A 22332-nucleotide genomic window follows, 5' to 3' on the forward strand; every position below is an offset into this window, starting at 1 on the left:
CGTCCCAATGCCCGCAAGGACCGCCAGGACCAGGTCTACAAGACCGCCCAGGAGAAGTACCTGGCCATGTTGAAGGACATCCAGGATTGCTACGAGCGCGGCCAGCCCGTGCTGGTGGGGACCACCTCCATCGAGAACTCGGAACTGCTCTCGGGCATCCTGAACAAGGCCAAGCTGCCGCACAATGTCTTGAACGCCAAGCAGCACGCCCGCGAAGCGGAGATCGTGGCGCAGGCCGGTCGTCCCAAGATGATCACGATCGCCACCAACATGGCCGGTCGCGGTACCGACATCGTGCTGGGCGGCAATGTGGGCAAGCAGATCCAGCTGATCGAAGCCGACGAGTCCCTGTCCGACGCCGACAAGGCCGCCCGGTCGCAGCAACTGCGCGATGAGTGGCAGTCCCTGCACGACCACGTGGTCAATGCCGGCGGCCTGCACATCATCGGCACCGAACGCCACGAATCGCGTCGCGTGGACAACCAGCTGCGCGGCCGTTCGGCCCGCCAGGGTGACCCGGGTTCCTCGCGCTTCTACCTGTCGCTGGACGACGCGCTGCTGCGCATCTTCGCCGGTGACCGCGTGCGCGCCATCATGGACCGCCTGAAGATGCCCGAAGGCGAACCGATCGAAGCCGGCATCGTGACCCGCTCCATCGAATCGGCCCAGCGCAAGGTGGAAGCCCGCAACTTCGACATCCGCAAGCAATTGCTGGAATACGACGACGTCGCCAACGACCAGCGCAAGGTGATCTACCAGCAGCGCAATGAATTGCTGGAGTCGGTGGACATGGCCGAGATGATCGCCTCGCTGCGCGATGGCGTCTTCAGCGACCTGTTCCGCCAATACGTGCCGGCCGAGTCGATGGAAGAGCAGTGGGACATCGCCGGTCTGCAAGCCGCGCTGAAGAACGAATGGCAGCTCGACGTGGACCTGGAAGAGATGCTCAAGGCCGAGCCCGACCTGTCCGACGAAGACCTGCTGGAGCGCATGCTGGCCGCGGCCAAGGATGCCTACGACGCCAAGGTCGGCGTGGTTGGCGTGGAATCCTTCGCCGGCTTCGAGCGCAGCGTCATGCTGCAGAGCATCGACAACCACTGGCGCGAGCACCTGGCGGCACTGGATCACCTGCGCCAGGGCATCCACCTGCGCGGCTATGCGCAGAAGAACCCCAAGCAGGAATACAAGCGCGAAGCCTTCGAACTGTTCGCCCAGATGCTGGACCTGATCAAGAACGAAGTCATCAAGGTGGTCATGACGGTGCGCATCCAGAGCCGCGAAGAAATCGAAGCGGCCGAGGAAAGCATGTCCGGTGGCTCGCCCATCAACGTCAACTACCAGCACGCCGACTTCAACCCCGATGCGGCTCCGGAAGAGCTGCTGGCGCCGACCGCCCAGAGCGAATCCGGCGACGACGATTCGGAATACCCGAAGGTCGGCCGCAACGATCCCTGCCCCTGCGGCAGCGGCAAGAAGTACAAGCAGTGCCACGGCAAGCTGGCGTAAGCCCCGCTGGCGCGCCGCGCTAGCGCAGACCGGGAAGGCCGTTCACCATCGATGTGGTGAACGGCCTTTTTGCTGATGTGGCCCCGGTGTGGCCGCCGTTATGGCTGCTGGTATGACTTATCATGATCGATCCGGCGCCTGCATGAACTTCGTCCCTGGCGCCGTCATGGAGAACAACAAGATGCCTTTCGCCAATTCCCCTTTCTTCTCGCGGTGCGCCGGCCTGGCCGGCTTGTGTTGCGCCGTGCTCCTGGCCGGTTGCGCGTCCAGCCCCCTGCCGCAATGGCGCGACAGCAACAATGTCGGCTATGCCCCGATTACGCCCTCGGTGCCTGTCACCGATACGGCTGTGCCGGCCGTGGCCATCAGCATCGCCGCACCCACGCGTGCCGCCCTGGTGGCGGCGGCCAAGACGGAATGGGATTTCTTCGGCAACCAGCAGATCGACATGCGCCACGAGCCCTTCAGTGCGCCGCGCCTGGGTTTGCTGGAGGATGAGGGCGAAGCCGTGCAGCGCGTGGGCGAATACTGGCACGCAGTGGGCAAGAACCTGACCGGGGCCGATTGCCAGCAAGCCTGGTCGGCGGCCTTCATCTCCTGGCTGATGGTCAGTGGCAACGTGGCGCCGCAGGACTTCGCGCCCAACGAAACCCATTTCAACTACCTCAGCTTCCTCAAGGAACGCCAGTCGCGGCCGTCGCCGCAGTTCGTGCTGCGCCCGGCCGAGAGCGAGCCGATCGCGCCGGGTGACCTGATCTGCGCCCCGCGCGGCAACAACAACGCCACCACGCTGGACGATATCCGCCCCGGCCTGGCCGGTCATTGCGACATGGTGGTGGAGGTGCATGCCGATGAGGGCTGGGCCGGTGCCATTGGCGGCAACGTCTTCAATTCGGTGTCGGAGTCGCTGATCCCGGTGGATGGCCAGGGCCGCGCCCAGCCCATCGCCCAGCGGCCCTGGCTGGTGGTGGTCAAGAACCTGCTGCCCTGAGGTCGACCGCGCCATGCCCCTCCTCGCCAAGATCCTGCTCGGGCCCGTGCTGCTGGCCCAGGGCAAGTGGCTGCGCAAGACCGCACTGCGCCTGCCGGAAACGGCCGGCCCGCGTAGCGGCCTGGAAACCCCGGACCAGCCGGCTAGTGCCGCACCCTTGCGCCTGCTGGTCGTGGGCGATTCCTCGGCCGCCGGGGTGGGCGTGGAACACCAGGATCAGGCCCTGGCGCAGCCGCTGGCGCGTCACCTGGCCGCACGCAGTGGCCGGCCGGTCAGCTGGCAGCTGGTGGCCAAGAGCGGGGTGAATTCGCTGGAAGCGCTGGATCTGCTGGCGCGCCACCAGATCGGCCCGGCCAGCGTGCTGGTGGTGGCGCTGGGCGTCAATGATGTCACCTCGCAACTATCACCGCGCCACTACGTGGCCAACCTGCGCCGCCTGTGCGGGCAACTGATGGAGCAGGCCGGAGTGGAGCACATCGTCCTGACCGGTCTGCCGCCACTGCACACGCTGCCGGCCGCGCCCCAGCCGCTGCGCTGGTACCTGGGACGTTGCGCACGCCAGCTGGACCGGGCGTTGCGGGCCTGGATCGCCGACGATCCGGCCCTGGCCTATTGCTCGCTGCAATGGGCCTTGCCGCACGAGATGGCCATCGACAAGTTCCATCCCGGCCACGGCCAGTACGCCCAATGGGCCAGGATGAGCGCCGAGATCATCGAAACCGGCTTCCTGCGTCATCAGCCGGTGACCGAAAGTGTTTAAAATACGCGTTCCGATTTTTACGCTGAAAGCTCGCCATGGCCGTCAATTCCCCGATCCCCGTTTCTTCCGACCTGAAAGCCGTCGCCGGCATTGAACTCGGCCATGCCGAAGCGGGCGTGCGCAAGGCCAACCGCAAGGATGTGCTGGTGATGAAGCTGGCCGAAGGCGCCACCGTGGCCGGCGTATTCACCAAGAACCGTTTCTGTGCCGCACCGGTGCAGATCTGCAAGACCAATCTGGAACAGGTGACGGCTGCCCAACCCATCCGCGCGCTGGTCATCAATACCGGCAATGCCAACGCCGGCACCGGCGAGGAAGGCCTGCAACGCGCCCAGTCCGTGTGCGCCGCCCTGGCCCAGCAGATGGGCCTGCAGGCCGGGCAGATCCTGCCGTTCTCCACCGGCGTGATCCTGGAGCCGCTGCCGGCCGACCGCATCATCGCCGGCCTGCCGCAAGCCATCGGCAACCTCAAGGCCGACAACTGGTTCAACGCGGCCGAGTCCATCATGACCACCGACACCCAGCCCAAGGCGGCCTCGCGTACCCTGACCATCGGTGGCAAGCAGGTCGTCATGACCGGCATCAGCAAGGGCGCCGGCATGATCAAGCCCAACATGGCCACCATGCTGGGTTTCCTGGCCTTCGACGCCAAGCTGCCGCAGGCGCTCTTGAACCAGCTGGTCAAGGATGCCGCGGATCACTCCTTCAACTGCATCACCATCGATGGCGATACCTCGACCAACGATTCCTTCATCCTGATGGCCACCGGTGCCGGCGAACTGGAGATCACCAGCGCCGACAGCGATGACTACAAGCAACTGGCTGCCGCCGTGACCGACCTGTCGCAGCACCTGGCGCACCAGATCGTGCGTGATGGCGAAGGCGCCACCAAGTTCATCGAAGTGGCCGTGGAAGATGGCAAGAGCATCGAGGAATGCCGCCAGATCGCCTATTCCATCGGCCACTCGCCGCTGGTCAAGACCGCCTTCTTCGCCTCTGATCCGAACCTGGGCCGTATCCTGGCCGCCATCGGCTATGCCGGCATCGACGACCTGGATGTGTCGAAGATCAACCTGTGGCTGGACGACGTCTGGGTCGCCAAGGACGGTGGTCGCAATCCGGATTACCGCGAGGAAGATGGCCAGCGCGTCATGAAGAAGGCCGAGATCGTGGTGCGCGTGAAGCTGGCGCGTGGCACGGCCAAGGCCTCCATCTGGACCTGCGACCTGTCGCACGACTACGTCTCCATCAACGCCGACTATCGTTCCTGATCCGCTGATATCAACGCCGCCACCTGCCCACCTATCCCCGGGCGGGCGGCGTGCCCGGGATGGCGGCGGCAACATGAATGCCCGCGCCCTCGGAACAATTTAATTCACGCAGGCCGCCGCCGCGTTGCGCCACAATGTGGCGTTGCATCTCCTCTCAAGCCCATCCCGAGCACCGATCATCATGACCCAGTTAGACCAATTCCTGCAGCGTGCCGAAGCCTTGCTGGCACGCGTCGAAGCCATCCTGCCCAATGCCGCTGCCCGCGAACCGGACTGGAGCAGCGCCGTCGCCTTCCGCTGGCGCGGTGCCACCGGCCAGCGCGCCGGTTACCTGCAGGCCGTCGGCCACATCTCCAGGATCGGCCTGGCCGACCTGCACAACATCGGCCCCCAGAAGGAACAGATCGACCAGAACACCCGCCAGTTCGTCGCCGGCCGTCCGGCCAACAACGTGCTGCTGACCGGCGCCCGTGGCACCGGCAAGTCCTCGCTCATCAAGGCTTGCCTGAACCAGTATGCCGACCAGGGCCTGCGCCTGATCGAAGTCGACAAGGATGACCTGCACGACCTGCAGGATATCGTCGAGCTGGTCGCATCGCGTCCGGAGCGCTTCATCGTCTTCTGCGACGACCTGTCCTTCGAGGAAGGCGAGGGCGGCTACAAGGCGCTGAAGGTGGCGCTGGATGGCAGCATCGCGGCCCAGTCCGACAATGTGCTGATCTATGCGACCTCCAACCGTCGCCACCTGATGCCCGAGCGTCTGTCCGACAACAGCACCTACACCCATACCGAGGATGGCGACCTGCATCCCGGCGAGACGGTGGAAGAGAAGATTTCGCTGTCCGAGCGTTTCGGTCTGTGGGTGACCTTCTATCCCTTCAAGCAGGACGATTTCCTGGAGATCGTGGCCCATTGGCTGCGCCATTTCGGCTGCACCGACGCGCAGATCGCTGAGGCGCGTGGTGACGCGCTGCGCTGGGCACTGCAGCGCAGCTCGCGCTCGGGCCGCGTGGCCTGGCAGTTTGCGCGTGACTACGCCGGCCGGGCGCAGGGCTGATGAGCACGTCCGCCAAGCCGATTGACGTCGCCGTGGGCATCCTGATGCAGCCCAATGGCGACGTGTTGCTGGGCCAGCGCCCGGATGGCAAGCCCTATGCGGGCTATTGGGAGTTCCCGGGGGGCAAGGTGGAGCCGGGCGAGAGCATCTTCGCGGCCCTGCAGCGCGAGTTCTTGGAAGAGCTGGGGATCGAGGTGCTCGATGGCGAGGGCTGGTGCGGCGTCGAGCACGTCTATCCGCATGCCCATGTGCGTCTGCATTTCTACATCAGCCGCCACTGGCGTGGCGAGCCGCAGAGCCTGGAAGGCCAGGCCTTTGCCTGGCAGGGCAGCGTCGGCGTGGAACCCCTGCTGCCCGCGACCATACCGCTGCTCGAATGGCTCGATCAGCTGAGGTACGGCGAAAAAGCGGGAAATTAAGCGAAGATGAAAGAAAAAGCCCGTGATCACTGCACGGGCTTGTCACCTTCGTCGTCCAGCGGCAGGTTCACTGCCGGGATGGTGTACTTCTCTTCGGCCCAGGCGCCGAGATCGATCTGTTTGCAGCGCTCGGAGCAGAAGGGACGATACTTGTTCTTCTCGTTCCATTCCACCTTGGTGCCACAGGTCGGGCAATCAACGATCGTAGCCATACTTTCTACTCAAACTCACAAATAATTCAGAAACCGCACAGGGCCAGTTCGAAGGGGACCTCGCCCTCGAAGGAGCGTGGCTTCTCGTCGCCATCCTGCTGGGTGAAACGTACCCACAGCATGTACTTGTTGGCCGAGATCTCGGGGATGGCACCCAACTCGATATCGAGCGACAGGCGCAGCATCTGGTAGACCTTGCCTTGCAGCATCTGCTGGTAACTGCCGCCTTCTGCGTTGATCTTGACGGTATGTCCGGATTCGCGCAGCAAGCGCATGACAATGGCGATAGCGTCGAACAGCGGAATCAGCGGGGCGAACCAGTTGGAAATATCCTTGAAGCGGCGCTCGAAGGGATGTTGTTGCCAGGCATAGTAGGCCGGCAGGTCGAACTCGCAGGCGCCACCCGGGATGATGGTGCGACCACGGATGCTCATGAGCCATTCATTGTCGCGGATGTTCTGGCCGGTCTTGCCTTGGGCTGCCGACAGGGCGCTGCTGGCCTGATCGACTTCGGCCAGGATGGCGTTGAGCATCTCGGGCTCGACATTGGGATTGGACTGGTAGGCCAGCAGGATCTGCTTCTGGCGTTCCAGTTCTTGCAACAGGTCGGACTTCAGGTCGGCGCGTCCGGCGACCTCCAGCATTTCGAAAATGGTGGCCAGGGCGATGTGATGCTGATGCGGGCTTTCCTGATGCAGGAAGAAGACGAACTTCTCATACAGGTCTTCCAGTCGCAACAGCGTGCGAATACGCTCATTGAAAGGGTATTCGTAGACGATCAAAGCATGATCCCTTTATTGGTTGAACCGGACTTGTTAAGGCCGCTGACAGGCCGCGCTGGTGCAAAAACCTCGTCAACATTGCAATGACTGTGATTCTGACCCATGCAGCAGAAAATTACAAATGAAGGACGCATCAAATGAAGCTTCGTGCAAGCGTCCACGCTGCTTCAGCGCCCCTTGGCCAGGGCCAGGTAACGTGCATGCAAGGCTTGTACCTGTGCGGGCAGGTCGGCGCTGGTGCCGCCATTGTCGATGACGTCGTTGGCCACGGCCAGACGGGCCTGGCGGCTGGCCTGGGCGGCCATGATGGCTTCCACCTGTTCGCGCTGCAGGCCGTTGCGTTGCATGACGCGCGCGACCTGCACTTCTTCGGGGCAATCCACGACCAGGATGCGGCTGGCGCGTTCGGCCCAGGTACCGGACTCGACCAGTAGCGGCACCACGAAGATCACGTAGGGACCGGTGGCCAGTTCGGCCTCGCGCAGGGTTTCGCTGCGGATGAGCGGATGCAGGATGGCTTCCAGTGCATGCCGCGCCGAGGGATGGCCGAAGACGTGCTCGCGCATGCGGGTACGGTCCATGGCGCCGCGGGCGTCGATGAACGCATCGCCGAAATGTTCACGGATGGGGGCGATGGCCAGGCCGTCAGGTGCGGTCAGGGCGTGGGCGATGGCGTCGGTGTCGACCAGCGAGGCACCCAGGTCGCCAAACAGGTTGGCGACGGTGGTCTTGCCGCTGCCGATGCCGCCGGTCAGGCCGATGGTGAAGCGTTCAGAAGGAGAGGTCATGGGGGGATGTGCAATCTCGTCAGTCAATGTGCGGTGGTTTCAGTAGTCGTAGATGCCCAGGCTCAGCCAGTGCGTTCCCAGCAGCAGCGCCAGCAGGCCGGCAATGGCCAGGCTGGGGCCGAAGGGAATGGCCTGGCCGCGCTGGTGGCGGCCGGCCAGCAACATCGTCAGGCCCAGCACGGCGCCCATGGCCGAGGCCAGCAGCAGCACCAGCGGCAAGGCTTGCCAGCCCAGCCAGGCGCCCAGTGCCGCCATGAGCTTGAAGTCGCCATAGCCCAGGCCATCCTTGCCGGTGATGAGCTTGAAGATCCAGAAGATCAGCCACAGTACGCCATAGCCGGCCATCGCGCCCAGCACGGCATCGTGCAGCGGCGCGATGCGATGGTTGATGTTGACCAGCAGCCCCAGCCACAGGAGCGGCAGGGTCAGGTCATCGGGCAGCAGCATGGTCTCGGCATCGATGAAGGCCAGTGCCACCAGCAGGGCGGTGCAGCTCATCACGGCCAGACCGGTCAGGCCCGCGCCGAAGCGCCAGGCCACCAGTGCGAACAGCGCCGCGGTCAACACTTCCACCGCCGGGTAGCGCCAGCCGATGGGGGCCTTGCACTGTGCGCAGCGACCGCCCAGCAGCAGCCAGCTCAGAAGCGGCACCTTGTGGTGCGCTGGCAGCGGTGTCTGGCAATGCGGGCAGGCCGAGTGCGGCAGCCATAGATCGTAGCGCCCGGTGTGCGGCAATGCCTCGCCGCGTTCCAGCGCGACGAAGTTGGCGCTGTCGCGCAGCATCATGATGGGCAGGCGATGGATCACCACATTGAGGAAGCTGCCCACCAGCAGGCCTAACACGGCGGCCATGCCGGCGAAGGCGGCCTGGCCGGGAACGGCATAGGCTTCCAGGAAAAACATGGTCTCGGTCATCGGTGAGGAAATGGGCGGGGGCCGCGCGTTCATGTGACAGCCCCCAGGCGGAACACCGGCAAGTACATCGCAACCACCAGGCCGCCGATGACCAGGCCCAGTACCGCCATGATAACGGGTTCCATCAGGCTGGTGAGGGCCGTGACGGCATCATCGACCTCACGTTCGTTGAGCTCGGCGATCTTGCCCAGCATGGTATCGAGCGCACCGGCTTCCTCGCCCACGGCGGTCATCTGCACCGCCAGGTCGGGAAAGACGCCGGTCGCTTCCATGGCCGCATGCAGCGAGGCGCCGTTGCGCACCGCATCGCGGATGGCCAGGCTGGCCTCGGCGTGGACCACGTTGCCGGCGGCACCGGCGACGGTTTCCAGCGCATCGACCAGGGCGATGCCAGCGCCGAAGAGGGTCGCAAAGGTGCGGCTCCAGCGCGCCAGCGCGGCCTGTCGCAGCAGCCGGCCAAACACCGGCAGGCGCAGGCTCAGGCGCTGGGCCCGCTGGCGCAGTCGGGGCAGGCGGTGCCAGGCCTGCACGCCCAGCAGCGTCGCCAGTGCCATTGCCCCCAGCAGGGCCGGCCAGGAGTGGCCCAGCCAGCGTGCGGTCGCCATCACGATGCGCGTGGGCAGCGGCAGTTCGGCACCGAAGTTGCTGAACATCTGCTCGAAGGCCGGTACCACCCACAGCATGATGACCACCGTCACCACCAGCGCCACCAGCACCACCGCGCAGGGATAGGCCAGCGCCGCGCGCACCCGGCCTTTCAGGGATAGCGACTTCTCGCGGTAGCCGGCGATGCGCTCCAGCATGCTGTCCAGCAGTCCGGCCTGTTCGGCGGCACGCACCAGGTTGCAGAACAGGGTGTCGAAGTGGCGCGGATGGCGTCCCAGGGCGATGCTCAGGCTGTCGCCGCGCGCGACGTCCTGGCGCACCGCGTGCAGCAGGGCCGCCAGTGCGCCGGTACCGGCGCCACGGATGGCGATGTCCAGCGATTGCAGCAACGGCAGGCCGGCGTGCAGCATGGTCGCCAGCTGCCGGGTGAAGAGCACCAGTTGCTTCTCGGTGATGCGTCGGGAACCGGCGCTTCCCCGACCTGTGCCAGGCGAACGGGTACCCGATGCCGGCAGGGCGGGCGCTGCGCCCAGGCGCGCCACCCGGATACCCTGGCGGCGCAGGGCGGAGCGTGCGGTCGTGGCATCGGTGGCGTGCAGCACGCCGTGGCGCGCCTGGCCGTGGCGATCCAGTCCCTGCCACTGGAAGGCGCTGCCGGGCGAGCTGCGTTCAGGTACAGGCAAGCACTTCTCCCAGGCTGGTCTCACCCCGCAAGACCTTGAGCAGGCCGGCGCGGCGCAGGTCGATGACGCCTTCGGCGCGGGCTTGGCGGGCGATGTCAGCGGTGGCTGCCTGGGCCAGGATCAACGCCTGGATCGCCGCGCTCACCGGCATGACCTGGTAGATGCCGGTACGGCCGCGATAGCCGGTGTGGTTGCAGGCCGTACAGCCCTGCGGCAGGTAGCCGCCCGTGCGCTGGGCGGACGGACGCCGGCAGCGGCATAGCTTGCGCACCAGCCGCTGGGCCACGATCAGGGTCACGGAGGCGGCGATGTTGTAGGCCGGCACGCCCATGTTGAGCAGCCGCGTCAGGGTGGCGGGAGCATCGTTGGTATGCAGCGTGGACAACACCAGGTGCCCGGTCTGCGACGCCTTGACGGCGATATCGGCGGTCTCCAGGTCGCGGATCTCGCCCACCATCAGCACGTCCGGATCCTGCCGCAGGAAGGCCCGAAGTGCCATGGCAAAGCCCAGTCCGGTGCGCTCGTTGATGCCGACCTGGTTGATGCCGGGCAGGTTGATCTCGACCGGATCCTCGGCGGTGGCGATGTTCACGCCCGGCTGGTTCAGCCGCTGCAGGCAGGCGTAGAGCGAGACGGTCTTGCCGGAGCCGGTCGGCCCGGTCATCAGCACCAGTCCATGGGGCCGGGCGATGGCCTGCAGCAGTGCCTGTTGCTGGGCCGCTTCATAGCCCAGTTCGGCAATCGCCAGCGCGGCCTGGCGGGTATCGAGGATGCGCAGCACGATCTTCTCGCCGAACTGCGTGGGCAGCGTGGAAACACGGAAATCCACGCTGCAGGCCTCCAGCGCCAGGCGCATCTTGCCATCCTGGGGCAGGCGCTTTTCGGCGATGTCCAGCCGCGCCAGGATCTTCAGGCGCGTGGCCAGCTTGTCCCTCAGGCTCAGGGGCGGCTGGGCCAGCTCGCGCAGGACGCCATCGATGCGCAGGCGTACCCGGCAGAAGTGCTCGAAAGGTTCGAAGTGCAGGTCGGAGGCACCCATGCCGACGGCATCGGTGAGCAGCTTGTGCAGCAGGCGCACAACCGGGACGTCGTCGGCGATGGGCGATTCGGGAGCTGGCATGGGGATCCTCCGGCACAGGATCGCCCGTGGCGGCGATCAGGGAGGGCAAGTCTCCCATGTCGCCCGCCGCTCAGGAAAGAGCGGCCGCACTTTGCGTGCGCTAATGTCGGCAGAGTTCGACGCGTTCGACGCGCCCTGCGCCGCGATCAGTCGCTGCCGGCGCCCTGGACGGCGGCAGGCGCCATCAGTTTGACCATGCGGATGGCCTGGTTCTGCACCTGCACGATCTCGATGACGCAACCGGCGATCTTCACGGCGACGCTGGCCTCGGGGATGTCCTGCAGGTATTCCAGCAGCAGGCCGTTGATGGTCTTGGGGCCATCCAGCGGCAGCTGCAGGCCCAGGCGCTTGTTGATGTCGCGCAGCGTGGTGCTGCCTTCGAGCAGGCAACTGCCCTCCTTGTCCCAGCTGAAGCCCTCACCCGACGAACCCGGCGAAGAGGTGGTGAATTCACCGATCATTTCCTCGATGATGTCTTCCAGCGTCACCAGGCCCTGCACTTCGCCGTACTCGTCGACCACCACGCCCAGGCGTTCATGGTTTTCCTGGAAGTACTGGAGCTGGGTGAAGACATCCGTTTCCACCGGCACGTAGTAGGGCGCTGTCAGCAGCGCGCGGATATCGTCGTGGCTGATGTCTTCTTCGCGGCGGAACAGCGACACCGTCTTGCGCACATGCAGGATGCCGACGATGTGGTTGATCTCGCCTTCATAGACCGGCAGCTTGTTGTGATAGCAGGTCGCCAGCTGGTGCAGGATCTCGTCCACGGGCACGGCCAGGTTCAGGGCCTCGACCTGGGGACGTGGCGTCATGACGTCTTCCACCGAGATCTTTTCCAGGTCGAACAGGTTCAGCAGGATGCTCTTGTGCTTCTGCGGGATGAAGCTGCCGCCTTCGAGGACGATGGAGCGCAACTCCTCGGGCGAGATGCGCTGCTCGGCTGCGCGCGCGCCGGTCTTGATGCGCAGCAGCTTCAGGATCGCCGACACGAACAGGTTCACGAACGAGATCAGCGGCTTGGCCACCCGCATCAGGGGTTTGAGGATGAAGCCGGTGAACAGCGAGATGCGTTCAGGGTAGGTCGCGCCGATCACCTTGGGCACGATCTCGGCAAAGATGATCAGGAGCGCCGCCACGCAGGCAGTCGCCGCCGTGATCACACGCTGGTGATTGCCGAAGGCGGCAATGGCCAGCGCGGTCACCAGGGCCGTAGCCAGGGCGTTGATGGCGGTATTGGCAATGAGGACGAGCGAGAGCAGGCGGTCAGTGCGGTCCAGCAGCCACAGGATGGTGATGGCGGCGCGATTGCCCTGCTTGGCCAGATGGCGCAGGCGATGGCGGTTGGCGGCCATCAGCGCCGTCTCGGTCATGGAAAAGAAGGCCGAGAGCAGGATCAGGATGAGGAGTGCAAGAACTTGCACCCATATGGGTACGGTTTCCAAACGTTGCCGTCAGGTTGATTGCCCTCATGCAGAGGGAGTCGGCGGGCCTGAGTTATTGTGATTGTTGCAATAAAAGCAGGGCGGCCAGCGAGCGGCAAAGTCTAGACGATGGGGGGATATCCCGCAAGCCGGCGGGGGCCGGCCTGTTGTGTGTCAGTAACCGCGCTGGCGGTCGTACAGGTGGGGCGGCACCAGGCCGCCCTCCAGGGCCGAGATGGCCACCGCTGCCTGGCGTGCCCGTTCGCGCCGCGAGGGCGTGGCGCCGGCATGGGGTGTGACCAGGATGCGCGGATGGCGCCATACCGGGGCGCTGGCCGGCAGAGGCTCCTCGTCGAACACGTCCAGCACGGCGCCGCTGATGTGGCCCTGGTCCAGGGCGGCCAGCAGATCGGGCAGGCAGACATGGCTGCCGCGCCCGACATTGATGACGGCCGCTCCGCGCGGCAACTGCCGCAGCAGGTCGGCGTTGATTAGGTGACGGGTGTCGTCGGTCTCGGGCAGCAGGCAGATCAGGATGTCGGTGCGCGCCAGGAAGTCGGGCAACTGTGCGGCGCCGGCATGGCAGGCCAGGCCCGGCTCGCTGCGCGGCGAGCGCGCCCAGCCGGCCGTGTCGAAGCCGATCCGGGCGTGCATGCGCGCTGCCGCCAGTCCCAGCGCGCCCAGGCCCAGTACGCCGACCCGGGTTTCGCGGGCGGTGCGCGCGGTGGAGAACTCGCGCCACTCGCAGCTTGCCTGCTGCGCGATGATGCGCGGCATGTCCTTCAACAGCATGAGGCTGCTCATGAGAGTGAATTCGGCCATGCGCTGCTGGGTCTCCGGTGTGACCATGCGCACGATGGGCAAGTTCGGCAGCTGCGGATCGGCCAGGATGTGATCGACGCCGGCGGCGCTGCTGATGACGGCCTTCAGGTTGGGATAGCCGGCCAGCCGCCCGCCCTCGGGCTGCCAGACCAGCGCATAGTGGACGCGGGCCGGGTCGACGTCGGCATCGTCCCAGGCGTGGACTTCAAGTTCCAGTTGCGGTGCGAATTCGGCAAAGCTGGCACGCCACTCGGGCAGGGCGGCGGCGCCGCCGGACTTGACCAGCAGGACGGGGCGGGGGGCAAGACTCATTGATGCGACTCCACGGGATTGGCCTGGTGCATCGGCCGGCGCAGGGCCGGGTCGAAGGGATTGATACGGCGCGACAGCGCGCCGGCTTCCCGCTGCAACATCTGTACCACGGTGGGCAGGCGTTCCTCGGTCAGGCGCGAGGTCAGCGTGCCCACGCTCAGGGCGCCGACAATGGCGCCGCCGCAATCGAACAGGGGCACCGCCAGGCCGGCCATGCCATCGAGCAAGCCAGCCTGGCGTGCGGCGTAGCCGGTCTCGCGCACGCGCTCGATCTCGGTGCGCAGGTAGACCTCGTCATAGACGCCGAACTCGCGCAGGCGCGGCACGTTGTAGCGGATTACTTCTTCGCGCTCCTGCTCGGGCAGGAAGGCCAGGATGGCCAGCGCGCCCTGGCCCACGCCCAGCGCCACGCGGCCACCGATGTCGCCGGTGAAGGCGCGGATGGGGAAGGGGCCGTCGACCCGGTCCACGCAGACCGCATCGAAACGCGAACGCACCAGCAGGAACACCGTATCGCCCAGGCTGCCGCACAGGCGCAGCAGGGCCGGACGGCTCAGGCTGCGCAGGTCGGAGGCATTGCCGGCGCGGGCGGCCAGGGCGAACAGGTCCATGCCCAGGCGATAGAGCTTGCTGCGCTCGTCCTGTTCCACCACGGCCTCGGCCACCAGCGACTGCAGCAGGCGATGGGTGGTGCCCTGGGTCAGGCCGACGCTCTTGGCCACCTGGGTCACGCGCATGCCTTGTGGCGGTGCATCGGCCAGTGCACGCAACACCGCAAAGGTGCGCTGGATGCCATTGACCGGAAGGGTGGCGGAGGTCGTGGCGTCGTCGTTGTGCTCGCTCATGGGGGACTTAGTCTGCTGGATGGAATCGGGTGGCGATTGGCTCCGATTGAATTTCATTGAGTGGAATAAATTTAAAAAAATTCCCGACTGTCGAAATACGATAGCAGAATTGGCACTGAAATTGCATCAATAACGAAACAGGAGACACGCATATCACATCAGTCCTTGATGTGGATGCGCCCAACATGAATGCATCGGTATGCCAGCCGGCTGACAAGCCTGCCAGCGGTGTCGGCGTCCGAGCCTTGCGACGAGGAGCTTGCAATGTCATTTCTCACGCTGACCAATGTCAGTAAGTTCTATGGCGATACCCAGGCGGTATCGGGCTTCAACCTGACGGTGGAGAAGGGCGAATTCATTTCGCTGCTGGGTCCCTCGGGCTGCGGCAAGACCACTACCCTGCAGATGATCGCGGGCTTCGAGAACGTCAGCGGCGGACGCATCGAACTCGATGGCCGCGACATCACCCACGCCAAGCCCAACACACGTGGCCTGGGCATCGTGTTCCAGACCTATGCGCTGTTCCCGCACATGACGGTGGAGCAGAACGTGGCCTTTGGCCTGGAGATGCGCAAGTGCGGCGCTTCCGACAAGCGCGACCGCGTGGCCCAGGCGCTGGCCCTGGTGCATCTGGAAAAGCACGGCGCCCGTTATCCGCGCGAGCTCTCCGGCGGCCAGCGCCAGCGCGTGGCCCTGGCGCGCGCGCTGGTGATCGCCCCGCCGGTGCTGCTGCTGGATGAACCGCTGTCCAACCTGGATGCCAAGCTGCGCGAGGAAATGCAATTCGAGCTGCGCGACATCCAGCGCAAGGTCGGCACCACCACCATCATGGTCACCCACGACCAGAGCGAAGCCATGTCCATCAGCGACCGCGTGGTGGTGATGGAGGCCGGTCATATCACCCAGGTCGGTCGTCCGTTGAATGTGTATGAACATCCGGCCAACCGCTTCATTTCCACCTTCGTGGGCAAGGCTAATCTGCTGGAAGGCGATGTGGTGGGCGCTGCCGGCGAGCGTGCCGATATCGCCGTGGGCGGCATGATGCTCTCGCTGGAGAGCAGCGACGCCGGCCTGCGCAGCGGTGCGCGCGTGGTGCTGGGCCTGCGCCCGGAAAAGATCCACTGTACCGCGCCCGGTGCCGGGCGCTGCAATGGCGAAGTGGTGCGCCGCTTCTTCCTGGGCAGCCAGTGGATGTACGAGGTCGCCACCCCGCTGGGCCTGCTGTCGGTGCTGGCCCCCAACGATGGCGCCGATGCGCTGGAGCAGGGCGCGGCCATCGGTCTGGCCTGGAGCGACTACAACCTGCGCCTGGTGTCCACCGCCCGCAGCGACGAACAGGCACAGGTGCCGGCATGAGCGCGGCCAGCACTTCCCCCGCCGTGGCGCCGGTGGCTGTCGCGCCGCGCGCTGCCCAGCCACCGGGCCAGCGCAGCCTGCCCTGGCTGATGTCGGCACCGGCCATCCTGTTGTGTACGGTGATGCTGCTGGTGCCACTGGCGCTCACGCTGGTGCTGTCCTTCAACGCCTACGACGCCGAGACCGGCCCCAAGGCCGGCACCTTCACGCTGGAGCACTACCAGTCGGTGCTCACCGATCCCTACTACTACGCCATCTTCTGGCGCACGCTGTGGATCTCGGGGCTGGTCACGCTGATCTGCATCGTCGTCGGCGCACCGGAAGCCTACATCCTCAACCGCATGCGCAAGCCCTGGCGTTCCATGATGCTGCTGGTGGTGCTGGCGCCGCTGATGATCTCGGTGGTGGTGCGCGCCTTCGGCTGGAGCATGCTGCTGGGCCCCGAGGGCCTCATCAACGGCGTCCTGGTGGCGCTGGGCTGGAGCCGTGTCAAGCTGCTCTACACCGAGACGGCGATCGTGATCGCGCTGGTCCACGTGATGCTGCCCTTCATGGTGATCCCGGTCTGGACCTCGCTGCAAAAGCTCGATCCGGGCGTGGCCAATGCCGCGCTGTCGCTGGGGGCCGCGCCGATGACGGTGCTGCGCCGTATCGTGCTGCCGCAGATCATGCCGGGCATCCTCTCGGGCAGCCTGATCGTCTTTGGTCTCTCGGCCAGCTCCTTTGCCATTCCGGGCCTCTTGGGCGGACGGCGCCTGAAGATGATGGCCACCGTCATCTACGACGAATACCTGCATGAACTGAACTGGCCGCTGGGCGCGGCCATCGCCCTGCTGCTGCTGGTGGCCAACCTGGTCATCATGCTCGGCTGGAACCGCATGATCGAACGTCGCTACAAGAAAGCGCTGGGCTGAACCATGAACAAGAACGGACCGATTGCATTGCTGTTCAACGCGCTGGTGATCCTCTTCACGCTGGCCCCCATCCTGGTGGTCTGCGTGATCGCCTTCACCCCCGAGAACACCCTCACCATGAACGGGCCGGAGCTGTCGCTGCGCTGGTTCAAGGCGGTGTTCGAGTATCCGGACTTCGTCAGCTCCTTCTGGAACAGCCTCTGGCTGGCCCTGGCGGCGGCCACCATCTCGACCGTGCTGGCCATTCCGGCGGCCATGGCGCTGGTGCGCTATCCGCATCGCTGGTCGGGTGCGTTGCAGGGCCTGTTCCTGTCGCCGCTGATCATCCCCCACCTGGTGCTGGGCGTGGCCCTGCTGCGCCTGTTCTCGGTGGTGGGCGGGGCCGGCAGTTTCGGCTGGCTGGTGCTGGCGCACTCGCTGGTGGTGACGCCCTACACCATGCGCCTGATCATGGCCGCGCTGGTGGGCTTCGACCGCAGCGCCGAGCATGCGGCGCTGTCGCTGGGCGCCTCGCGCAGCACGGTATTCCTGCGCATCACCTTGCCCATGATCCTGCCGGGCATCACCGGCGGCTGGTTGCTGGCCTTCATCAACAGCTTCGATGAAGTCACCATGTCCATCTTCGTGACCTCGCCCTCGACGGTGACGCTGCCGGTACGCATGTACATGTACGCCACCGAATCCATTGATCCGATGATGGCGGCGGTGTCGGCGCTGATGGTGGCCATCACGGCCGTGGCGATGATCATCCTGGACCGGGTCTATGGCCTGGACCGTGTCCTGGTGGGGCGCGCATGAGCCAGTCATTTCAAGCGCAACTGGTGCGCCTGGCCGAGCACGAACGCGCCACGGTGGCCTTTACCCTCGATGGTCGCGCGGTCACGGCGCTGGAAGGCGATACGGTGCTCACCGCCGTGCTGACCAACGCCGGCGACCTGCGCCGCAATGAATTCAGCGGCCAGCCCCGTGCCGGCTTCTGCATGATGGGCGCCTGCCAGGATTGCTGGATCGTCACCGAACATGGTGAGCGCCTGCGCGCCTGCTCCACCTTCATCCGTGCCGGCATGCAATTGCTCAGCGGCAGCGGGGAGGGCGCATGACCCGCTCCGCTCCCGTGATCGTCGGCGCCGGCCCGGCCGGCGTGCGTGCCGCCCAGACCCTGGTGGCGCATGGCCTGCGACCGGTCCTCATCGACGAAGCCGCACGCGCCGGCGGCCAGATCTATCGCCAGCCCCCGCAGGGTTTTGCGCGCAGCAAGAAAGTCCTCTACGGCTTCGAAGCCGGTCGCGCCGATGGCGTACACCAGGCCTTCGATGCGGTGCGCAAGTCACTCGACTATCGTCCCCAGACCCTGGTCTGGAACGCCCAGCCGGGTTTGCTCGACCTGATGGACAACACCACCCAGGCCGCATCCTCACTGGCCTGGGACGAACTCATCGTCGCCACCGGCGCCACCGACCGCGTGCTGCCCTTCCCGGGCTGGACCACGCCCGGTGTCTATACGCTGGGCGGTGCGCAGGTGGCACTGAAGTTCCAGGGCTGCGCCATCGGCCGCTCCGTGGTCCTGGCCGGCAACGGCCCCTTGCTCTATCTGGTGGCCTACCAGTACGCCAAGGCGGGGGCGACGGTCGCCGCAGTGCTCGACAGCAGCAGCCTGGCCGATCGCACGGCAGCCTTGCCGGCCATGCTGGGGCAGCCGGCCCTGCTGGCCAAGGGCATCTACTACCTGGCCTGGCTGAAGCTGCACGGCATCCCCGTCCACACCCATGCCCAGGTGTTGCGTGTGGAGGGCGAGTCGCACGTGCAGGCATTGGCATGGCGCCACGCCAACCTGGCGCAGCCGGGCGGCGAGCCTGGGGCCGAGCACGTCATCGCTTGCGACGCGGTCGGCTTCGGCTATGCCCTGCGCTCCGAGACCCAACTGGCCGACCTGCTGGGTTGCCGCTTCCAGTTCGACGAGATGCAGCGCGCCCATTTGCCGGTACGCGACCGGGCCACGCGTTCCAGCGTGCCCGGCGTCTATCTGGCTGGCGATGGAGCCGGCATCATGGGGGCCGATGCGGCCGAGCTGGCCGGCGAACGCGCTGCGCTGGCCCTGCTGCAGGATCGCGGCGTGGCTATCGATGGTGCGCGCGCCGCGCAGATCGAGCAGCAGCTGGAGAGAATCGCGGCCTTCCGCCTGGGGCTGGAGCGGGCCTTCCCGTTCCCGCAGCGCTGGGCGGCCGAGGCTCCTGACGACCTGGTGGTGTGCCGCTGCGAGAACATCCGCGCCGGTGAATTGCGCGCGGCCGTGCGCGATTGCGGCGCCCGCGAGATGAATCGCCTCAAGGCCCTGACCCGCGTGGGCATGGGGCGTTGCCAGGGCCGCATGTGCGGCGCGGCCGCCACCGAAATCCTGGCGCAGGCAGCCGGCCTGCCGGTACAGGAGGTCGGACGCCTGCGCGGACAGGCGCCGATCAAGCCCATTCCCATCGGCCTGCACCTGTCACCCGCGGTGGCGGTGAAGGCGACCGCCAGCGACACCGCCTTGCAGGAGGATGCATCGTGAAGACGCTCTCGACCGAAGTCCTCATCGTCGGCGGCGGCATCGTCGGCGCCTCGGCCGCGCTGGTGCTGGCCAAGGCCGGCCGTCGCGTGACCCTGCTGGAACGCGACCTCTGCGGTGCGCGCTCCAGCGGCATCAACTATGGCGGCGTGCGCCGCCAGGGCCGTCCGGTGGTGCAGTTGCCGCTGTCGCAGCGCGCCCACCAGATCTGGGCTGGCCTGGAGGCCCTGATCGGCACCACCGGCGAATACGAACGCAGCGGCCACTTCAAGCTGGCCCGCAGCACTGCAGACATGCAGGCGCTGGAAGCCTATGCCGAACTGAGCCGGCCCTATGGCCTGGGCATCGAACTCATCAGTGGCGAGCGCCTGCGCCAGCAATGTCCCTGGCTGGGTGGCGCGGCGGTGGGTGGCTCGCTCTGTCCAGAAGACGGCCAGGCCAATCCGCGCCTGGTCTCGCCCGCCTTCGCCCGCGCCGCGCAGGCGGCGGGGGCCGAGATCATCGAGCGCTGCGAGCTGATGCAGGTCGTGCATGACGGTCGCGACTTCGTCGCCGAGGCACGTCGCGGTGACGAGATCGTGCAGCTGCGCGCCGAGGTGATGATCAATTGCGCCGGTGCCTGGGCCACCCGGCTGGCCTCGGCCTTTGGCGAAGACGTTCCTCTCAGCAGCGGCCATCCCAGCATGGTGGTGACCGAACCGATTGCCCACTTCCTGCCCTGGAGCCTGGGCGTGGAGGGGGGCTCGATCTACTGCCGCCAGGTGGCGCGCGGCAATGTGGTGCTGGGCGGCGGACGCGGCTACGAGCTGGACGACAAGCGCGCCCGCGCCTCGCACGATTCCATCCTCGGCCTGTTGCCGCAGGCCGCGGCCCTGTTGCCGGCGCTGCGCCACGTCCACATCATCCGCACCTGGAGCGGGGTGGAAGGTTACCTGCCGGACCACCAGCCGGTCATCGGCCCCAGCGCCACCCAGGCGGGCCTGCTGCATGGCTTCGGCTTCTGCGGCGCCGGCTTCCAGATCGGCCCGGCCGCCGGCGAGGCGCTGGCCGAGCTGGTCCTGCATGGCCGCAGCGCCATCGCGCTGGACGCCTTCTCGATTGCACGTTTTGCGCCTGCCGCCGCCGTCGTTGAGCCGGTGGGTAGCTCCGATCTGTTGTCCTCCCACCTTGAAAGGAAGATCTCATGATGTCGCTCCCCCGCACTGGCGCGCTGGCCGCCGCCATCGGACTGACCCTGCTGGCCTGTGGCACCGCCCAGGCACAGACCAGGACGCTCTACGTCGGCATGAACGGCGGCAACATGGAAAAGACCTTTACCCAATCCGTGTTCGCCCCCTTCGAGCAGAAGTACAACGTCAAGATCGCGGTCGTGCCGGGTGGCTCGGCCGACATCCTGGCCAAGGCCGAGGCGGCCAAGGACAAGCCGCAGATGCACCTGATGTTCCTCGACGATGGCGTCATGTATCGCGCCGTGGGCATGGGCCTGTGCGAGAAGCAGAAGCCCAATCCCAACCTCGCCAGCCTGCTGCCGGTGGCGCACATCAAGGATGACATGGCCACCGGGGTGACCATCAGCGTCACCGGACTGGCCTACAACACCAAGGTCTATGCCGAGAAGGGCTGGGCGCCGCCGACCTCGTGGCTGGATCTGGCCGATCCCAAGCTCAAGGGCAAGGTAGTGTTCCAGTCGCTGCCGTCATCGACCTTCGGGCTGCACGCCTTCCTCGCCTTCAACCAGCTCAAGGGCGGCAGCGACGCCAATGTCGATCCGGGCTTCAAGGCCTGGGCCGGCACCATTGGCCCCAATGTGCTGGAGTACATCTCCAATTCGGCCAAGATTTCCGAGATGGCGCAGACCGGCGAGGCAGCGCTGTTCCCCTATACCCCGACGCAAGCCACCATCCTCAAGAGCAAGGGGATCCCGGTGGAATATGTGCAGCCCAAGGAAGGTGCGGTGGTGCTGATGGTGGCGCAATGCGTGATCGCCAACAACAGCGAGCCGCAACTGGCGCAGGAGCTGGCGGCCTACCTGCTCTCGCCGCAGGCACAGGCGCTGGCGTTGGAGGCCGGCAACTACAACCCGACCAATACCCGGGTGCAGGTCAGTGGTGCGGCGGCGGCCGAGCAGGCCCGCATGAATGGCTTCGTCAAGGCTGCCCGCGCGGTGGACTGGGACGAGATCAACAAGAACCGGGCCGCCTGGAATACCCGCTGGAGCCGCACGATCGAGCGTTGAGCGCCAGCCCCCTGTTTTGCAGTACCTCTGGTAGTCCTTGGCGCCACCTGCGGGTGGCGCTTTTTTTGTGTTGTTTTTCTGGCCTGGAGCGCACTGCCAAGAGGGAATTACGGGCATTTCAGCGATCCAGTCGCTTCGCACAATTTGGCTAAAACTGCAAATGCGCGTATAGTGCCGGCATCGTTCGCGAAAAACGAGCGGAAATCCTGATCTGCACGCGTTTTGTCGTTATTGTTGATGTTGTTTCGGCAATTCCCGTGATCCGCATCTTTCCCCCGTATCCGCATCCCCGATTTTACCGGGCGCTCGGCGCTGGTCTTACCGCTAGAGTGTTCGCACGTCCTCCGACCTTAACGTAGCCGGCCGCCGTTTGCGCCTGGCCTGTCGTCAAAGCCAGAGTTTGAAATCCCCGGGCCCGTCCTCGCTGTAGGCCGCGCGTCCACGCACTAGAAAGACAAGATGGCCAAAGAAGAACTGATTGAAATGCAAGGGCAGGTTGCCGAAGTCCTGCCGGATTCGCGCTTTCGCGTCAATCTGGATAACGGTCACTCGCTGATCGCCTACACGGCTGGTCGCATGAAAAAGAATTTCATCAAGATCCTGGCTGGCGACAAGGTCACCCTGGAGCTGTCACCCTACGACCTGAACAAGGGACGCATCATTTTCCGTCACCTGGAAAACCGTGGCCCGATGGGTCCGCGTCCTGGATTCAAGCGCCGCTGATTTCCTCACGGCATCGACATGAAAAAGCGGAGCCCGCGCCATGCGCGG

The 22332-nt window shown here is 65.8% G+C and carries 23 protein-coding genes; 14 read left to right on the forward strand and 9 right to left on the reverse strand.

Annotated elements, in window-relative coordinates:
- The 6 genes from ACIPHN_RS19025 to ACIPHN_RS19050 all read left to right on the forward strand — a co-directional run.
- The coding region (locus tag ACIPHN_RS19025; protein WP_400438623.1) for an SEC-C metal-binding domain-containing protein at positions 1 to 1506 on the forward strand (1506 nt) is incomplete at its 5' end.
- A gap of 181 nt (positions 1507 to 1687) precedes the next feature.
- Positions 1688 to 2497, forward strand: coding sequence for a DUF2272 domain-containing protein (locus ACIPHN_RS19030; RefSeq protein WP_400438730.1), 810 nt, complete (start codon positions 1688 to 1690; stop codon positions 2495 to 2497).
- 13 nt (positions 2498 to 2510) lie between these two features.
- A complete protein-coding gene (locus ACIPHN_RS19035; RefSeq protein ID WP_400438626.1) occupies positions 2511 to 3257 on the forward strand; it encodes an SGNH/GDSL hydrolase family protein in 747 nt (248 codons plus the stop codon).
- Between the two features lie 35 nt (positions 3258 to 3292).
- A complete protein-coding gene (argJ, locus tag ACIPHN_RS19040; RefSeq protein ID WP_400438629.1) occupies positions 3293 to 4528 on the forward strand; it encodes a bifunctional glutamate N-acetyltransferase/amino-acid acetyltransferase ArgJ in 1236 nt (411 codons plus the stop codon).
- A 181-nt stretch (positions 4529 to 4709) separates the two neighbouring features.
- Positions 4710 to 5585 (forward strand): ATP-binding protein, encoded by an 876-nt coding sequence (locus ACIPHN_RS19045; protein WP_400438632.1) that lies wholly within the window; start codon positions 4710 to 4712, stop codon positions 5583 to 5585.
- Positions 5585 to 6004: an NUDIX domain-containing protein gene (locus ACIPHN_RS19050; protein WP_400438634.1), complete on the forward strand. Its 420-nt coding sequence runs from the start codon at positions 5585 to 5587 to the stop codon at positions 6002 to 6004. Before ACIPHN_RS19045 ends, ACIPHN_RS19050 begins: the two co-directional genes overlap by 1 nt.
- A gap of 26 nt (positions 6005 to 6030) precedes the next feature.
- Here ACIPHN_RS19050 and yacG read toward each other — a convergent pair whose 3' ends face one another.
- The 9 genes from yacG to ACIPHN_RS19095 all read right to left on the reverse strand — a co-directional run bounded on the left by yacG (position 6031) and on the right by ACIPHN_RS19095 (position 14510).
- Positions 6031 to 6216, reverse strand: coding sequence for a DNA gyrase inhibitor YacG (gene yacG, locus ACIPHN_RS19055; protein ID WP_400438637.1), 186 nt, complete (start codon positions 6214 to 6216; stop codon positions 6031 to 6033).
- 26 nt (positions 6217 to 6242) lie between these two features.
- A complete protein-coding gene (gene zapD / locus ACIPHN_RS19060) occupies positions 6243 to 6998 on the reverse strand; it encodes a cell division protein ZapD (RefSeq protein WP_400438640.1) in 756 nt (251 codons plus the stop codon).
- A 167-nt stretch (positions 6999 to 7165) separates the two neighbouring features.
- Positions 7166 to 7786, reverse strand: a complete 621-nt coding sequence (coaE, locus tag ACIPHN_RS19065) for a dephospho-CoA kinase (RefSeq protein ID WP_400438643.1) — start codon at positions 7784 to 7786, stop codon at positions 7166 to 7168.
- Positions 7787 to 7825: 39 nt separating this feature from the next.
- Entirely contained in the window at positions 7826 to 8689 is an 864-nt protein-coding gene (locus ACIPHN_RS19070; RefSeq protein WP_400438733.1) for a prepilin peptidase, read from the reverse strand.
- Between the two features lie 41 nt (positions 8690 to 8730).
- Positions 8731 to 9990, reverse strand: coding sequence for a type II secretion system F family protein (locus tag ACIPHN_RS19075; protein ID WP_400438646.1), 1260 nt, complete (start codon positions 9988 to 9990; stop codon positions 8731 to 8733).
- Positions 9977 to 11110 carry a GspE/PulE family protein gene (locus ACIPHN_RS19080; protein WP_400438649.1) on the reverse strand — a complete coding sequence of 378 codons (1134 nt, stop codon included), beginning with the start codon at positions 11108 to 11110 and terminating at the stop codon, positions 9977 to 9979. Before ACIPHN_RS19080 ends, ACIPHN_RS19075 begins: the two co-directional genes overlap by 14 nt.
- 146 nt (positions 11111 to 11256) lie before the next feature.
- On the reverse strand, positions 11257 to 12552 hold the full coding sequence (locus ACIPHN_RS19085; protein ID WP_400438652.1) for an HlyC/CorC family transporter: 1296 nt from the start codon (positions 12550 to 12552) through the stop codon (positions 11257 to 11259).
- Between the two features lie 153 nt (positions 12553 to 12705).
- Positions 12706 to 13665, reverse strand: a complete 960-nt coding sequence (locus ACIPHN_RS19090; protein WP_400438655.1) for a 2-hydroxyacid dehydrogenase — start codon at positions 13663 to 13665, stop codon at positions 12706 to 12708.
- Positions 13662 to 14510 carry an IclR family transcriptional regulator gene (locus tag ACIPHN_RS19095; RefSeq protein ID WP_400438658.1) on the reverse strand — a complete coding sequence of 283 codons (849 nt, stop codon included), beginning with the start codon at positions 14508 to 14510 and terminating at the stop codon, positions 13662 to 13664. The genes ACIPHN_RS19090 and ACIPHN_RS19095 overlap by 4 nt, the downstream gene beginning before the upstream one ends.
- A gap of 264 nt (positions 14511 to 14774) precedes the next feature.
- On the opposite strand from ACIPHN_RS19095, the gene ACIPHN_RS19100 reads away from it, so the two are divergent.
- The 8 genes from ACIPHN_RS19100 (at position 14775) to infA (ending at position 22284) form a co-directional block, all read left to right on the forward strand.
- A complete protein-coding gene (locus ACIPHN_RS19100) occupies positions 14775 to 15866 on the forward strand; it encodes an ABC transporter ATP-binding protein (protein ID WP_400438660.1) in 1092 nt (363 codons plus the stop codon).
- Entirely contained in the window at positions 15863 to 16780 is a 918-nt protein-coding gene (locus tag ACIPHN_RS19105; RefSeq protein WP_400438663.1) for an ABC transporter permease, read from the forward strand. The genes ACIPHN_RS19100 and ACIPHN_RS19105 overlap by 4 nt, the downstream gene beginning before the upstream one ends.
- Positions 16781 to 16783: 3 nt before the next feature.
- Entirely contained in the window at positions 16784 to 17578 is a 795-nt protein-coding gene (locus ACIPHN_RS19110; protein WP_198983976.1) for an ABC transporter permease, read from the forward strand.
- Positions 17575 to 17880 (forward strand): (2Fe-2S)-binding protein, encoded by a 306-nt coding sequence (locus tag ACIPHN_RS19115; RefSeq protein WP_400438665.1) that lies wholly within the window; start codon positions 17575 to 17577, stop codon positions 17878 to 17880. Before ACIPHN_RS19110 ends, ACIPHN_RS19115 begins: the two co-directional genes overlap by 4 nt.
- Complete coding sequence (locus ACIPHN_RS19120) at positions 17877 to 19328, forward strand: FAD-dependent oxidoreductase (protein WP_400438667.1); 1452 nt, start codon at positions 17877 to 17879, stop codon at positions 19326 to 19328. The genes ACIPHN_RS19115 and ACIPHN_RS19120 overlap by 4 nt, the downstream gene beginning before the upstream one ends.
- Positions 19325 to 20512 carry an NAD(P)/FAD-dependent oxidoreductase gene (locus ACIPHN_RS19125; RefSeq protein ID WP_400438670.1) on the forward strand — a complete coding sequence of 396 codons (1188 nt, stop codon included), beginning with the start codon at positions 19325 to 19327 and terminating at the stop codon, positions 20510 to 20512. The genes ACIPHN_RS19120 and ACIPHN_RS19125 overlap by 4 nt, the downstream gene beginning before the upstream one ends.
- Positions 20509 to 21561: an ABC transporter substrate-binding protein gene (locus tag ACIPHN_RS19130; protein WP_400438673.1), complete on the forward strand. Its 1053-nt coding sequence runs from the start codon at positions 20509 to 20511 to the stop codon at positions 21559 to 21561. Before ACIPHN_RS19125 ends, ACIPHN_RS19130 begins: the two co-directional genes overlap by 4 nt.
- Before the next feature lie 459 nt (positions 21562 to 22020).
- Positions 22021 to 22284: a translation initiation factor IF-1 gene (infA, locus tag ACIPHN_RS19135; protein ID WP_198983981.1), complete on the forward strand. Its 264-nt coding sequence runs from the start codon at positions 22021 to 22023 to the stop codon at positions 22282 to 22284.
- Positions 22285 to 22332: the final 48 nt, after the last annotated feature.

Origin of the sequence: Herbaspirillum sp. NPDC087042 (assembly GCF_044745245.1) — a bacterium.
Classification (GTDB): Bacteria; Pseudomonadota; Gammaproteobacteria; order Burkholderiales; family Burkholderiaceae_D; genus Herbaspirillum.

What these genes read in the sequence shown, in the direction of transcription:
- ACIPHN_RS19030 (WP_400438730.1), top strand. Translation starts at nt 1,688, where the DNA reads ATGCCTTTCGCCAATTCCCCTTTCTTCTCGCGGTGCGCCGGCCTGGCC.
- ACIPHN_RS19035 (WP_400438626.1), top strand. Translation starts at nt 2,511, where the DNA reads ATGCCCCTCCTCGCCAAGATCCTGCTCGGGCCCGTGCTGCTGGCCCAG.
- argJ (WP_400438629.1), top strand. Translation starts at nt 3,293, where the DNA reads ATGGCCGTCAATTCCCCGATCCCCGTTTCTTCCGACCTGAAAGCCGTC.
- ACIPHN_RS19045 (WP_400438632.1), top strand. Translation starts at nt 4,710, where the DNA reads ATGACCCAGTTAGACCAATTCCTGCAGCGTGCCGAAGCCTTGCTGGCA.
- ACIPHN_RS19050 (WP_400438634.1), top strand. Translation starts at nt 5,585, where the DNA reads ATGAGCACGTCCGCCAAGCCGATTGACGTCGCCGTGGGCATCCTGATG.
- yacG (WP_400438637.1), bottom strand. Translation starts at nt 6,216, where the DNA reads ATGGCTACGATCGTTGATTGCCCGACCTGTGGCACCAAGGTGGAATGG.
- coaE (WP_400438643.1), bottom strand. Translation starts at nt 7,786, where the DNA reads ATGACCTCTCCTTCTGAACGCTTCACCATCGGCCTGACCGGCGGCATC.
- ACIPHN_RS19070 (WP_400438733.1), bottom strand. Translation starts at nt 8,689, where the DNA reads ATGTTTTTCCTGGAAGCCTATGCCGTTCCCGGCCAGGCCGCCTTCGCC.
- ACIPHN_RS19080 (WP_400438649.1), bottom strand. Translation starts at nt 11,110, where the DNA reads ATGCCAGCTCCCGAATCGCCCATCGCCGACGACGTCCCGGTTGTGCGC.
- ACIPHN_RS19090 (WP_400438655.1), bottom strand. Translation starts at nt 13,665, where the DNA reads ATGAGTCTTGCCCCCCGCCCCGTCCTGCTGGTCAAGTCCGGCGGCGCC.
- ACIPHN_RS19095 (WP_400438658.1), bottom strand. Translation starts at nt 14,510, where the DNA reads ATGAGCGAGCACAACGACGACGCCACGACCTCCGCCACCCTTCCGGTC.
- ACIPHN_RS19100 (WP_400438660.1), top strand. Translation starts at nt 14,775, where the DNA reads ATGTCATTTCTCACGCTGACCAATGTCAGTAAGTTCTATGGCGATACC.
- ACIPHN_RS19105 (WP_400438663.1), top strand. Translation starts at nt 15,863, where the DNA reads ATGAGCGCGGCCAGCACTTCCCCCGCCGTGGCGCCGGTGGCTGTCGCG.
- ACIPHN_RS19110 (WP_198983976.1), top strand. Translation starts at nt 16,784, where the DNA reads ATGAACAAGAACGGACCGATTGCATTGCTGTTCAACGCGCTGGTGATC.
- ACIPHN_RS19115 (WP_400438665.1), top strand. Translation starts at nt 17,575, where the DNA reads ATGAGCCAGTCATTTCAAGCGCAACTGGTGCGCCTGGCCGAGCACGAA.
- ACIPHN_RS19120 (WP_400438667.1), top strand. Translation starts at nt 17,877, where the DNA reads ATGACCCGCTCCGCTCCCGTGATCGTCGGCGCCGGCCCGGCCGGCGTG.
- ACIPHN_RS19130 (WP_400438673.1), top strand. Translation starts at nt 20,509, where the DNA reads ATGATGTCGCTCCCCCGCACTGGCGCGCTGGCCGCCGCCATCGGACTG.
- infA (WP_198983981.1), top strand. Translation starts at nt 22,021, where the DNA reads ATGGCCAAAGAAGAACTGATTGAAATGCAAGGGCAGGTTGCCGAAGTC.